Genomic DNA, 13,247 nt, shown 5'->3' with positions numbered 1-13,247 from the left:
GCCATGACGGACCACGTCAACATCATCAAGCTGACGGCCGCCGAGACCGCCGAGAAGATCGCCTCCGGCGAGCTCACCGCGGTCCAGGTCACCGAGGCACACCTCGCCCGCATCGACGCCGTCGACGAGAAGGTGCACGCCTTCCTGCACGTCGACCGTGAGGGCGCGCTGGCTCAGGCCCGCGCCGTCGACGAGAAGCGCGAGCGGGGCGAGAAGCTCGGCCCGCTCGCCGGTGTGCCCCTCGCGCTGAAGGACATCTTCACCACCGAGGGCATCCCGACGACCGTCGGTTCCAAGATCCTCGAAGGCTGGATCCCGCCGTACGACGCGACCCTCACCAAGCGGCTGAAGGCCGCCGACGTCGTGATCCTCGGCAAGACCAACATGGACGAGTTCGCCATGGGGTCGTCGACGGAGAACAGCGCCTACGGCCCGACCGGCAACCCCTGGGACCTCACCCGGATCCCCGGCGGCTCCGGCGGCGGCTCCTCCGCCGCGCTGGCCGCGCACATGGCGCCGCTGGCCATCGGCACCGACACCGGCGGCTCCATCCGCCAGCCGGCCGCCGTCACCGGCACGGTCGGCGTGAAGCCGACGTACGGCGCGGTCTCCCGCTACGGCATGGTGGCCTTCTCGTCCTCCCTCGACCAGGGCGGCCCCTGCGCCCGTACGGTCCTGGACGCGGCGCTCCTGCACGAGGTCATCGCCGGGCACGACCCGATGGACTCGACGTCGATCGACGCGCCCGTCCCGCCGGTCGTCGAGGCCGCGCGCAACGGCAGCGTCTCCGGCATGCGCGTCGGTGTCGTCAAGCAGTTCCGCGGCGAGGGCTACCAGGCCGGCGTCATCCAGCGCTTCGACGAGTCGGTCGCCCTCCTCAAGGAGCTGGGCGCCGAGATCGTCGAGCTGGACTGCCCGTCCTTCGACCTGGCGCTGTCCGCGTACTACCTGATCGCGCCCTCCGAGTGCTCCTCCAACCTCGCCCGCTTCGACGGCCTGCGCTACGGCCTGCGGACCGGCGACGACGGCAGCCACTCGGCCGAGGAGGTCACCTCCCTCACCCGTGAGGCGGGCTTCGGCCCCGAGGTCAAGCGCCGGATCATGCTCGGCACGTACGCCCTGTCGAGCGGGTACTACGACGCCTACTACGGCTCCGCGCAGAAGGTCCGCACGCTCATCACGCGTGACTTCGAGAAGGCCTTCGAGCAGGTCGACGTGATCGTCTCCCCGACGACCCCGACCACCGCCTTCCCGATCGGCGAGCGCGCCGACGACCCGATGGCGATGTACCTGGCCGACCTGTGCACCATCCCGACCAACCTCGCGGGCAACTCGGCCATGTCGCTGCCGTGCGGTCTCGCCCCGGAGGACAACCTCCCGGTCGGTCTGCAGATCATCGCCCCGGCCCTGAAGGACGACCGCCTCTACAAGGTCGGCGCCGCCGTCGAGGCCGCCTTCGTGGAAAGGTGGGGCCACCCGCTCCTGGAGGAGGCACCGTCGCTGTGAGCAAGCTGACCAAGGCGAAGGACTTCAAGAAGTCCAAGTCCGGCACGTACCTGTCCATCGCCACCACGGCGTTCGGCGCCATCGGTGTCGCCAAGCGGCTCAGGAAGGCGCGCGCCGAGAGCGACACGCTGGTCCTGATCGACGCCAGCGTGGCCGCCGTCGCCGTCGTCACCGGCCTCGCCGTCCTGTACCGCGAGCTGAAGCGGCTGGGCGACGACGACGTCCTGCTGGGCTGAGAGGGAAGTTACACCGTGACCACCACGACCGACCTGGTGTCGTACGAGGACGCACTCGCGTCGTACGACCCCGTCATGGGCCTTGAGGTCCATGTCGAACTCGGCACCAAGACCAAGATGTTCTGCGGCTGTTCGACCGAGCTCGGTCAGGACGCCAACACGCAGACCTGCCCCGTCTGCCTCGGCCTGCCCGGCGCGCTCCCGGTCGTCAACGCGACCGGCGTCGAGTCCGCGATCAAGATCGGTCTCGCGCTGAACTGCGAGATCGCCGAGTGGTGCCGCTTCGCCCGGAAGAACTACTTCTATCCGGACATGCCGAAGAACTTCCAGACCTCCCAGTACGACGAGCCGATCGCCTTCAACGGCTACCTCGACGTCCAGCTGGAGGACGGGGAGACCTTCCGCGTGGAGATCGAGCGCGCCCACATGGAGGAGGACACCGGCAAGTCGACCCACGTGGGCGGCGCGACGGGCCGTATCCACGGCGCCTCGCACTCGCTCCTCGACTACAACCGCGCCGGCATCCCGCTCATCGAGATCGTCACCAAGCCGATCGAGGGCGCCGGCGAGCGGGCTCCCGAGGTCGCGCGGGCGTACGTCCGTGAGCTGCGCGAGGTCATCAAGGCGCTGGGCGTCTCCGAGGCCCGCATGGAGATGGGGCAGATGCGCTGCGACGTGAACCTGTCGCTGCGCCCGCACGGCACCGAGAAGTTCGGCACCCGTTCGGAGACGAAGAACGTCAACTCGCTGCGTTCCGTGGAGCGCGCGGCCCGCTTCGAGATCCAGCGGCACGCGGCCGTCCTGAGCAGTGGCGGGACGATCATCCAGGAGACCCGGCACTTCCACGAGGACACGGGGTCCACGACCTCGGGCCGCGTGAAGGAGGAGGCCGAGGACTACCGGTACTTCCCCGAGCCGGACCTCGTGCCGGTGGCCCCCTCGCGCGAGTGGGTCGAGGAGATCCGGGCGGGGCTGCCCGAGCTGCCGCTGGTGCGCCGCAACCGGCTCGTCGCCGAGTGGGGCATCACGGCCCTCGACATGCAGGCGATCCTCAACGCCGGCGCGCTGGACCTGATCGTCGCCACCATCGACGCCGGTGCCGACGCGGCCTCCGCCCGCAAGTGGTGGATGGGTGAACTCGCCCGCAGCGCCAACGAGTCCGGCAAGGCGCTCGACGAACTGGCCATCACCCCGGCGCAGGTCGCCCGGGTCACCGAGCTGGTCACGAAGGGCGACCTGAACGACAAGCTGGCCCGTCAGGTCATCGAAGGCGTTCTCGCGGGCGAAGGCACCCCGGACGAGGTCGTCGACAAGCGCGGTCTGAAGGTCGTCTCCGACGAGGGCGCCCTCGGTGCCGCCGTCGACGAGGCCATCGCCGGCAACCCGGGCATCGCCGACAAGATCCGTTCCGGGAAGGTCGCCGCGGCCGGCGCCCTGGTCGGCGCGGTCATGAAGGCGACCCGCGGTCAGGCCGACGCGGCCCGCGTCAAGGAGTTGATCCTGGAGAAGCTGGGCGTCAGCGAAGGCTGAGCCCGAGCGCCGAGTACGGCCCCGGAGGACATGTCCTCCGGGGCCGTACGGCTACTTACGGCGTCCTACGACCCGTACGAAACCGAGCGTCCGGCCCTCGTCGGCCCGGACCATCTCGCCCACCTCGCGGGCCATCGTGCGATGGAACTCCTCGGGGCTCTCCTCGGCGATCACCTCGCACCACAGCAGCCAGTCCTTCCAGCCGTCCTCCTGCCAGTCGGCGGTCTCGACCTCCACGGCCCCGGAGCGGGTCCAGTGGCGGTGCCACCACTCGGCGGAGTGGAACGCCCAGTAACCGGGGTCCCAGTACGGCTTGAGGTGCTCCGGCGGTTCGGTGCCCGTCGGCTCCTCCCGCAGCGCGGGTACGACGACCCCGATCTTCCCGCCCGGCTTCAGCAGCCGCGTCAGCTCGGGCAGGTACAGGTCGTTGGTGCCGAAGTACTGGTACGCGTCGACGCTCACGATCGCGTCGAAGCTGCCCTCGGCGAACGGCAGGTCGTGCGCCTCGGCGTGCACGGGCAGCACCCGGTCGGCGAAACCGGCCTCGGTGATGCGCCGCGCGTTCTCGTCGGGCCTGATCCACAGGTCGGCCGCGGTGACCTGGACGTCGTACTCCCTGGCCAGGAAGACCGAGGTCATCGCCCGGCCGCAGCCCAGGTCGAGCACGCGGGCGCAGGGGCGCAGGGTGTCCAGACCCAGGGCGGGCGCGAGCCACTCCAGCAGCCACAGCGCGTTCGGGCCCATCTGGTTCTCGATGACCCAGCGGACGTCGTAGCTGTTGCTGCGGGGGTAGTCGGCCCGGGTCAGCCTGCGGGCGAGGTCCTCATTCGAGGTCCGCGAGGTCGTGTCGGTGATGTCGTCTGGCATCGGTGAACGGGCTCCTTGAGTCCTGAGAGACGGAAAGGGATACGGCGGAGCTCGGTCGGACGCTCAAACAACGCACCTGCTTCGGTCGGGGGCCGGCGGCCCGGGTCCACTCAGCGGAACACGCTACGCTCGCCCGACATGAACGGTCCTGCGAATTCCGAGCCGTCCGGCATACAGGAGGAGTACGACGACCAGGTGCTGGACGCCCGGCGGGCCCGCTGGACGGCCCTGGGCACCGGCTCCCTGCTGACGTTGGCCGGTCTGGCCGCGGCGGCGCTCCGCGCGGCGGGCTCCGCCCCGACGCTGGTGCCGGCGGCCTACGCGTTCGGTGCCGCGGTGTGCGCCCTCGCCGCGGTCCTGGGCTCCCGCGGACGCACCCGCAGAGCGTTGTGGCTGCTGATCGTCGGCGTCATGGTGATGGCACTGGGCGACCAGTTCGACTGAGATGACAGAGTGACCGTTACTGTCCTGTGATCTGCCTCCCACTCCTGTGAATAAGCGCACGATCGCGGTAAACGATCACATTTGCCTGCGAGAGTGGTGCTTGCATTGCTCATGCGTTCTTTGCGGGCTGTTCATCTCATGAAGGTCATGAACGACTGTTCCCGGTCAAAGATCCACAATTCACCACCCTTGGGAGCACGTTCGTGGCAGCCCTCGCACGCTGGTGTGTCCGACGACGCCTCGTCGTCGTCCTCCTGTGGCTCCTCGCCCTCGGCGGGGTCAGCGCGGGCGCCGCCGTCGCCGGGTCCGCCTATTCGAACGACTACGAGGTCCCCGGCACCGAGTCGGGCCGCGCCACCCAGCTGCTCCAGGACGGCTTCCCGAAGCTCGGCGGCGACAGCGACACCGTCGTCTGGCACGTCACCTCGGGCTCGGTCCGGGACGCCGACGTCGAGCAGACCATGACCACCACCCTGAACAGGATCGCGGACCTGCCCGGAGTGGCCGGCGTGGTAGGCCCGTACGACGACACGGGCGGCGGCCGGGTCAGCGCCGACGGACACACCGCGTACGCCACCGTGACCTTCGCCGACTCCGCCGAGGACATCCCCGCCTCCGAGGCGAAGGCCGTCGTGGACACCGCCAAGGACGCCGAGGCCGACGGGCTCCAGGTGGAGCTGGGCGGCAGCGCCATCGCCCTGACCGAGTCCTCGGGCGGCCATGTCGCCGAGATCGTCGGCGTGCTGGTCGCCGCCCTCGTGCTGTTCCTGGCCTTCGGCTCGCTCGCCGCCTCGCTGCTGCCCATCGCCACCGCCCTGGTCGGGGTGGGCACCGCCTACGCGGGGATCGGGCTGCTCGGGCACGCCATGACCGTCGCCGACTTCGCGCCCATGCTCGGCATGCTGATCGGGCTCGGCGTCGGCATCGACTACGCGCTCTTCATCGTCACCCGGCACCGGCGCGGCCTGAAGCGCGGGCTGAGCGTCACCGAGTCCGTCGTGAACGCCGTCACCACCACCGGGCGCGCGGTCGTCTTCGCGGGTGCCACGGTTTGCATCGCCCTGCTGGGGATGCTGATCCTGCGGCTCGGCTTCCTCAACGGCGTCGCGATCGCCGCCTGCCTGACCGTCGTCCTCACGGTCGCCGCGTCCGTGACCCTGCTGCCCGCCCTGCTCTCCCTCATCGGCATGCGCGCCCTGAGCAGACGCGAGCGGCGCCGGCTCGCCGAGCACGGGCCCGAGCCGGAACTGCCCACCGGGTTCGCCCACCGCTGGTCCGCGTTCGTCGAACGGCATCCCAAGCTGCTCGGCGCGATCGCCCTGCTGGTCATCACCGTCCTCGCCCTGCCCACCCTGGGCCTGCGCCTCGGCACCTCCGACCAGGGCAACGGCCCGAGCTCCTCGACCACCCGGCAGGCCTACGACCTCCTCGCCGAGGGCTTCGGGCCCGGCGTCAACGGTCCGCTGACACTGGTGACCCGTGTCGACGGCGCCGAGGACAAGCTCCTCCTCGACAACCTCGACGCCACCCTGCGCACCACCAAGGGCATCGCCTCCACCACCCCGGTGACCTTCGACACCGGCGGCGACCTCGCCTACTTCACGGTCGTCCCCGACTCGGCCCCGCAGTCCCGGCAGACCAGCGAGCTGGTGGACCGGCTGCGCACGGAGGTCCTGCCACGCGCCGAGACCGGGACCTCCCTCGACATCCACGTCGGCGGGACGACCGCCTCGTACGACGACTTCGCCGACGTCATCGTCGGCAAGCTGCCCCTGTTCGTCGGCGTGGTCATCGGCCTGGGCTGTCTGCTGCTCCTGCTCGCCTTCCGCTCCGTCGGCATACCGCTGAAGGCCGCCGCGATGAACGTCGCCGCGGTGGCCGCCGCCTTCGGAGTGGTCGTGGCGATCTTCCAGTGGGGCTGGGGGAGCGAACTGCTGGGCCTGGGCCGCGCCGGGCCCATCGAGCCCTTCCTGCCCGTGATCATGGTCTCGGTCCTCTTCGGGCTCTCCATGGACTACCAGGTCTTCCTGGTCAGCCGGATGTACGAGGAGTGGCTGGAGACCGGGGACAACCGGCGGGCCGTCCGCGTGGGCCTCGCCGAGACCAGCCGGGTGATCAACTCCGCCGCGGTCATCATGATCTCCGTCTTCCTCGCCTTCGTCCTCAGCGGCGACCGGGTGATCGCCATGTTCGGCATCGCGCTCGCCGCCGCCGTGGCCCTCGACGCCTTCGTCCTGCGCACGCTCCTCGTCCCCGCGCTCATGCACCTGCTCGGCGGCGCCAACTGGTGGCTGCCCGGCTGGCTCGACCGCCGGATGCCCCGCATCAGCATCGAACCGCCCGAGTGCCGCGCCGCCCATGAAAGGCTGGACGAGGCCGTGGCGGAGCTGGAGAAGGAGCGGGACAAGGATGTACGCGATATCGCTGGGTGACGACGGGGCGCAGCTGCGCCCTCTGGAGCCGTGGCACGCGGAGGAGTTCCTCGCGAACCTGGAGCGGGGCCGGGACTTCATCGGGCAGTACATCCCCTTCGGTTCCCAGGTCGTCGACGTGGCCTCCGCGCGCGAGACGCTCCAGCGCTACGCCCGGATGCGGGCCGACGACACCGGCGGCTACCACGGCATCTGGCTGGACGGAAAGCTCGTCGGCGGGGTGCTCACCCTGAACTTCGACGCCGGCCAGGGCAACTGCGAGGTCGGCTGCTGGCTGGAGCCCGCCGCGACCGGCCGCGGACTGATCACCCGGGCCATGCGGGTGCTGATCGACTGGGTGGTGGAGGAGCGCGGCATCCACCGGATCGAATGGGTCGCCGCGTCCGGGAACACGGCCAGCCTCGATGTCGCCCGCCGTCTGGGAATGACCCGCGACGGAGTCCGCCGTCAGGCGCACCCCTATCGTGGCGTACGGCACGACCTCGAGGTGTGGTCGATTCTCGCCCCCGAGTGGCGTGAGGCACGCGAGCGTGCAGCCCGGAACGATCATTAAGAACCCTCTCAGACAGGATCCGTACGGTGCCCGACATGGGAACGAAGACAGCTGACGAAACCGGCGCCGAGACGGGCGCCGAGGCCACGACCGACGAGCAGAAGGTGAGCGTCGCCAAGAGCGACGAGGCGACGGAGGGGGAGGCGGCGGCCGTCACGGCCGACGAGATCGACGACGAGGGCGCCGAGGAGGGCGCAGACGAGCCCGTCGAGGCCGCCCGGAAGGAGGGCCCGACCGGCGTCGGCCAGGGCGCGGGCGCCGTCGTCTCCGCCGCCCTCGGCCTCGTCTCGCTGACCGGCGGCTGGATCGGCACCCTGGCTGCTCAGAAGGAAAGCCTCCTGAGCCAGATGCAGAACTCCCAGACGTCGAACGTCGACACCCTGCTGAAGGAGGGCTACGGCGACGTCTGGAACACCCAGGCCGTGTACGCCGGCGTCTTCGCGCTCGTCGCCCTGCTCGTCGGTGTGTTCGTGCTGATCCGGCCCGCCTTCGGGGCGCCCGGCAAGCCGCAGGCCGGCTGGATCAAGTCGGTCTCCTGGGCGGGCGTCTCGCTCGGTGTCATCGGTCTGCTGATCGCCGTCCTCAAGTACGTCGACGTGCTGGTCAGCCTGCCCTCCGCCGGCTGAACAACCGCAGCTCACGAGGGGTCTCAGCGCATCCGTAGGTACCTTACGGAGCTCCTGAGGCCCCTTACGCGCGTCTAAGGCCCCTCCGGCCCCCGAAGATGCGGAACTCTCCCGATGTGGCGCACCCCCCTCGGAGACGAAAGTGGAGGCATCGCGGAAAGCGAAGCCAGAAACCGACTCCGACAAGGACCACGCCATGTATGCCCAGTACGAGCTCTCCCAGTACCGCTCCGCCGAACTCCTCCGCCAGGCCGACCACGAGCGGCTCGTCCGCGAGACCCTGCGCGGCCGCCGCGCCGCCCGTCGCGAAGCCGGCGAACGCACCGCGGAGGCCGATGCGCATACCGGCCGTCCCCGGCGGCACCGGTTCCTCCGCACGGCGTGAACGCCGGGGGGAGGGAGGACGGCCGTACGGCACTGCCCGTCCCGGCCGTCCTCCCGGTGACCGGAGCCCTTCCGGCCGCCCGCCCCGCCCCGAAAACGGGTGACGTGCTGTCCGACCCGCGTGCCATGCTCATGCCCGTGGAGACCAGGTCCGTCAGTCCCGTGTTCGTCGGCCGCACCGAAGAGTTGAACAGCCTGAACGAAGCGCTCTCCCGCGCCGCCGCGGGAGAGCCGCAGGCGTTGCTGCTGGGCGGTGAGGCCGGCGTCGGCAAGACCCGGCTCGTCGAGGAGTTCGCCACGGCCGCCTGCCGGCAGGGCGCGGTCGTCGCCCTCGGCGGCTGCGTCGAGATCGGCGCCGACGGGCTGCCCTTCGCCCCCTTCTCCACCGCCCTGCGCGCCCTGCGCCGCGCCCTGCCCGAGGAGCTGGCCGCCGCGGCCGCGGGCCAGGAGGAGGAGCTGGCCCGGCTGCTGCCCGAGGTCGGCGAGGCGATCCCGGTCCGGACCACGGGCCGCCACGACGAGGAGAGCATGGCCCGCCTCTTCGAACTCACCGCCCGCCTCCTGGAGCGCGTCGCCGCCGAACGCACCGTCGTCGTCGCCCTGGAGGACCTGCACTGGGCCGACGCCTCCACCCGCCACCTCCTGGCCTACCTCTTCCGCACGCTGCGCACCGGCCGCCTCGTCGTCCTCGCCACCTACCGCGCCGACGACATCCACCGTCGCCACCCGCTGCGCCCCCTGCTCGCCGAACTCGACCGGCTGCGCACGGTCCGCCGCATCGAACTCGGCCGCTTCAACCGGGACGAGGTCAGCCGCCAGATAGCCGGCATCCTCGCCGCCGAACCGGACCCCGCCCAGGTCGACGAGATCTTCGAACGCTCCGACGGCAACGCCTTCTTCGTCGAGGAACTCGCCGTCTGCGCCACCGAGGGCTGCGGCACCGGGCTCACCGACTCGCTCCGGGACCTGCTCCTGGTCCGCGTCGAGGGACTGCCCGAGAGCACCCAGCGGGTCGCCCGGGTCGCCGCCGAGGGCGGCTCCACCGTGGAGTACCGGCTGCTCGCCGCCGTCACCCGGCTCGCCGAGGACGACCTCATCGAGGCGCTGCGGGTCGCCGTCAACGCCAACATCCTCATCCCGGCGCCCGACGGCGACGGCTACCGCTTCCGGCACTCGCTGGTCCGCGAGGCCGTCGCCGACGACCTGCTGCCGGGCGAGCGCTCCCGCCTCAACCGCCGCTACGCCGAAGCCCTGGAGGCCGACCCCACGCTCGTCCCGGCCGACGAGCGGGTCATGCGCCTGGCCAGCTACTGGTACCACGCCCACGACGCCGCCAAGGCCCTGCCCGCCGTCCTGGAGGCCTCCGCCACCGCCCGCCGCCGGCACGCCTACTCCGAACAACTCCGGCTCCTGGAACGCGCGATGGAGCTGTGGGACACCGCCCCCGAGGACGTCCGGGCCGGCCTGCGCCCCATCGACCACACCGAGGTCTACCCTCCCTGCGGCTGCGACCCGGCCACCACCCCGCTGCGCTACCTCGACCTGATGGCCGAGGCCGCCGTCGCCGGCCGCCTGGGCGGCGAACGCGAACGCGCCCTGAAGATCACCAAACGGGCGCTGAACCTCCTGGCGGACGACGACGGGGACCCCCTGCGCGCCGCCTGGTTCTGGGTCCAGCGCTCCCACCTCGTCCAAGGACTGGCCCGCGGCGACGGCTGGGCCGAACTGGCCACCGCCGAGGACCTGGTCCGCGGTCTGCCGCCGTCCGAGGTGCACGCCGAGGTGCTGTCCACCGTCGCCCACTGGTCCATGGTCCACATCCCCGGCCCCGAGGCCATCTCGGCCGCCGAGCGCGCCGTGGAGTACGCCCGCATGGTGGGCGCCCGCGAGATCGAGATGAACGCCCGCCTCACCCACGCGGGCCTGATCGTCGAGTCCGGTGGCGTCGACACCGGACTCGACGAGATGTCCGAGATCCTCCGGCAGACCGTCGACGACGGCATCTCCGCCGTCGCCAGCCGCGTCTACGTGAACCTGCCGAGCGCCCTCGAATCCATCGGGCGGTCCCGGGAAGCCGTACCGGTCCTGGAGGAGGGGATCGACTACGCCCGGAGGTTCGGCCTGTCCGACAAGGAGGCGTGGATCTGGGGCAACCTCGCCGAGTCCCTCTACTCCCTGGGCCGCTGGGACCGGGCCGCGGAAGCCGCCACGAAGGCCGAACTCGTCGGCCGCAGCGCCAAGCCCCGCGGCTTCCACGCGGCCACCCGCTCCCAACTCGCCCTCGCCCGCGGCGAGCTGTCCGAGGCCGCCCGCCAACTGGCCTCCGCGCGCGCCTACTTCGGCACCCATGATCGGGCTCCGCAACACGAGATCCCCCTCCGCGAACTCGCCATCGGCATCGCCGCCGCCGAAGGCCGCCTCCTGGACGCCCGAGCCGAACTCGAACGCGCCCTGGACGCCGGCTTCCCGCCCGGCACCCAGCGCTACGCCTGGCCCCTCCTGCTCACCGCCGCCGTCATGGAGGCCGACAGCCTCGGCCTGCCCCTCGCCGAACAGGGCCGTGCCAAGATCCTCGACCGCATCCGGGAGGCCGCCCGGCCGCTGGCCACCAACGTGCCGGTCTGGCTGGCCCACGAACGCTGGCTGCGCGCCGAACTGCTGCGCGCCGAGAGCGCCGACACCCCCGACCACTGGAGCGAGGCCCTCGCCGCTTTCGAGCCCCTGGAGCGCCCCTACGCCCTCGCCCGCGTCCGCCACCGGCTGGCCCAGGCCCTCCTGTCGGCGCCCGGCGGCGCCGAGCAGTCCGAACGCGACCGGGCCACCGAACTCCTGCGCCTGGCCCACGCCGCCGCCGACCACCTCGGCGCCCGGCCCCTCGCCGACGCGGTCGCCCTTCTCGCCCAGCGCGCCCGCCTCACCCTGAGCGCGGCCCAGGCGCCCGACCGGGGCGACCCGGTGCGCTCCCTGGGCCTCACCGGCCGCGAACGCGACGTCCTGCGCCTGGTCGCCCAGGGCCGCACCAACCGCCAGATCGCCGAGGAACTCTTCATCTCCCCGAAGACGGCCAGCGTCCATGTCTCCAACATCCTCGCCAAGCTCGGCGTCTCCGGAAGGGGAGAAGCGGCGGCGGTGACGCACCGGCTGGGACTCTTCCCGGCGCAGGCGCTCCACGCACCGGTCACGGAGTGAGGCGTACGGTGGAGGAGACCGGCACGGGAGGCCGCATGTTCAACATGTTCGAGGAACTGTTCGCGCCCGGCCGCAAGCACACCCATGACGAGCAGAAACGGCTGGAGCTGACCCGCGAGGACGTCGGCGACGGCGACCCCGGACGCGGACCGATAGACCTCACCTCCGGGAAGGTCCTCGTCCGCCGGCCCAAGCCGGACGAGACCGGCGACGGGACCGATGACGGGGCCGAGGAGGCGCGCCCGGCTAGCTGACCTGTATCTCCAGGATCTTGTCGTCCCCCGCCTTGGGGCTGCCGCGGCCGTCGGTGTTGCTGGTGACGAGCCACAGCTTGTCCCCGCCGGCGGAGGCCACCGTGCGCAGCCGGCCGTACTCGCCCTTCAGGAACGCCTGCGGTTCGGCCGAGGCCGCGGTGCCGTTCAACGGGATGCGCCACAGCCGCTGACCCTTCAGGCCGGCCATCCAGATGGACCCCTCGGCGAAGGCGGCACCGCTGGGGGAGGCGTCGTCGGTGTGCCACTGGGCTATCGGGCTGTGGAACTTCTTGTCGTCGGACTTGCCCTCGGCGAGGGGCCAGCCGTAGTTGTCGCCCGGCTTGATCGCGTTCAGCTCGTCCCAGGTGTCCTGGCCGAACTCCGAGGCGAACAAGCGCTGTTCGGCGTCCCAGGCGAGGCCCTGCACATTGCGGTGGCCGTACGAGTACACCGGGGAGTCGGGGAACGGGTTGCCCGGTGCCGGGTCGCCCTCCGGGGTCAGGCGCAGGATCTTGCCGCCCAGGGACTTGCGGTCCTGGGCCAGACCGGTGTTGCCGCTCTCACCCGTGCCCGCGTACAGCATGCCGTCCGGGCCGAACGCGATCCGGCCGCCGTTGTGGATGAAGCCCTTCGGGATGCCCTTGAAGACGGTGTCGGGGGCGCCCAGCTGCTCGCCGGACTCCTTCTGCTCGTTGTAGACCATCCGGACCACGCGGTTGTCCGAGTCGGAGGTGAAGTAGGCGTAGACCATGTGGTCCGAGGCGTAGTCCGGGGACAGGGCGATGCCCAGGAGGCCGCCCTCGCCCGCCGCGGACACCCCGGAGACCTGGCCGAGCTCCGTCTTCTTGCTCGACTGCCCGTCGACCCGGGTGATCGTGCCCTCGTCCCGGGAGGAGACGAGCAGGTCGCCGTCCGGCAGCGGGGCGAGGCCCCAGGGGGTCTTGAGGCCCTCGGTGACCGTGCGCACCACCTTCACCGAGCCCTTCGCCGGCGGGGTCGCCCCCGCGGCCTGCCGGGTGGGGGAGGGACCCGAGGCCGCGCCGCTCGACGAGTTGCCGGCGCCGCCCCCTCCTCCGCCGTCGGAGGAGCAGCCGGCCGTCAGCAGGAGCGTGGTCGCGGCCAGCACGGCCGTCACAGCTCGACGATGCACGATCATGGTCCCTTCGCAGCGGCGGTTCTACCTGTCATACACCGCTCACGCTCCTCAGGTTCCCGATCTCCCGGAC

12 protein-coding genes are annotated in these 13,247 nt (G+C 71.4%); 10 read left to right on the top strand and 2 right to left on the bottom strand.

Annotated features, from left to right (window positions below; translation table 11 throughout):
* Window positions 1-3 precede the first annotated feature (3 nt).
* The 3 genes from gatA to gatB are packed head-to-tail and all read left to right on the top strand — an operon-like array spanning window position 4 to window position 3,272.
* Window positions 4-1,506 carry an Asp-tRNA(Asn)/Glu-tRNA(Gln) amidotransferase subunit GatA gene (gene gatA / locus EHS43_RS05865; protein WP_125189461.1) on the top strand — a complete coding sequence of 501 codons (1,503 nt, stop codon included), beginning with the start codon at window positions 4-6 and terminating at the stop codon, window positions 1,504-1,506.
* Window positions 1,503-1,742, top strand: a complete 240-nt coding sequence (locus EHS43_RS05860) for a hypothetical protein (protein ID WP_125189460.1) — start codon at window positions 1,503-1,505, stop codon at window positions 1,740-1,742. Before gatA ends, EHS43_RS05860 begins: the two co-directional genes overlap by 4 nt.
* A gap of 15 nt (window positions 1,743-1,757) precedes the next feature.
* Complete coding sequence (gene gatB, locus EHS43_RS05855) at window positions 1,758-3,272, top strand: Asp-tRNA(Asn)/Glu-tRNA(Gln) amidotransferase subunit GatB (RefSeq protein ID WP_125189459.1); 1,515 nt, start codon at window positions 1,758-1,760, stop codon at window positions 3,270-3,272.
* A 51-nt stretch (window positions 3,273-3,323) separates the two neighbouring features.
* On the opposite strand, the gene EHS43_RS05850 is transcribed toward gatB, so the two are convergent.
* Complete coding sequence (locus EHS43_RS05850; protein WP_125189458.1) at window positions 3,324-4,139, bottom strand: cyclopropane-fatty-acyl-phospholipid synthase family protein; 816 nt, start codon at window positions 4,137-4,139, stop codon at window positions 3,324-3,326.
* 138 nt (window positions 4,140-4,277) lie between these two features.
* Between EHS43_RS05850 and EHS43_RS05845 the strand changes: the two genes are divergently transcribed.
* The 7 genes from EHS43_RS05845 to EHS43_RS05815 all read left to right on the top strand — a co-directional run bounded on the left by EHS43_RS05845 (window position 4,278) and on the right by EHS43_RS05815 (window position 12,021).
* The gene (locus tag EHS43_RS05845; protein WP_125189457.1) at window positions 4,278-4,583 is read left to right on the top strand and encodes a hypothetical protein; all 306 of its coding nucleotides are present in this window, start codon (window positions 4,278-4,280) and stop codon (window positions 4,581-4,583) included.
* A gap of 203 nt (window positions 4,584-4,786) precedes the next feature.
* A complete protein-coding gene (locus tag EHS43_RS05840) occupies window positions 4,787-7,015 on the top strand; it encodes an MMPL family transporter (RefSeq protein WP_125189456.1) in 2,229 nt (742 codons plus the stop codon).
* Entirely contained in the window at window positions 6,993-7,568 is a 576-nt protein-coding gene (locus tag EHS43_RS05835) for a GNAT family N-acetyltransferase (RefSeq protein WP_125189455.1), read from the top strand. The genes EHS43_RS05840 and EHS43_RS05835 overlap by 23 nt, the downstream gene beginning before the upstream one ends.
* Before the next feature lie 35 nt (window positions 7,569-7,603).
* A complete protein-coding gene (locus EHS43_RS05830) occupies window positions 7,604-8,194 on the top strand; it encodes a hypothetical protein (protein WP_125189454.1) in 591 nt (196 codons plus the stop codon).
* A 196-nt stretch (window positions 8,195-8,390) separates the two neighbouring features.
* Complete coding sequence (locus EHS43_RS05825; RefSeq protein WP_125189453.1) at window positions 8,391-8,579, top strand: hypothetical protein; 189 nt, start codon at window positions 8,391-8,393, stop codon at window positions 8,577-8,579.
* Window positions 8,580-8,704: 125 nt separating this feature from the next.
* On the top strand, window positions 8,705-11,767 hold the full coding sequence (locus EHS43_RS05820; protein WP_185806127.1) for a helix-turn-helix transcriptional regulator: 3,063 nt from the start codon (window positions 8,705-8,707) through the stop codon (window positions 11,765-11,767).
* Between the two features lie 35 nt (window positions 11,768-11,802).
* The gene (locus EHS43_RS05815; protein WP_125189451.1) at window positions 11,803-12,021 is read left to right on the top strand and encodes a DUF6191 domain-containing protein; all 219 of its coding nucleotides are present in this window, start codon (window positions 11,803-11,805) and stop codon (window positions 12,019-12,021) included.
* On the opposite strand, the gene EHS43_RS05810 is transcribed toward EHS43_RS05815, so the two are convergent.
* Window positions 12,014-13,177: a sorbosone dehydrogenase family protein gene (locus tag EHS43_RS05810; RefSeq protein ID WP_125189450.1), complete on the bottom strand. Its 1,164-nt coding sequence runs from the start codon at window positions 13,175-13,177 to the stop codon at window positions 12,014-12,016. The genes EHS43_RS05815 and EHS43_RS05810 overlap by 8 nt on opposite strands.
* Between the last annotated feature and the right edge of the window lie 70 nt (window positions 13,178-13,247).

This window comes from Streptomyces sp. RP5T (assembly GCF_003933965.1).
Classification (GTDB): domain Bacteria; phylum Actinomycetota; class Actinomycetes; order Streptomycetales; family Streptomycetaceae; genus Streptomyces.
Note: the sequence above shows the minus strand (reverse complement) of the source record. Positions and strands in the feature narration are given on the sequence as shown.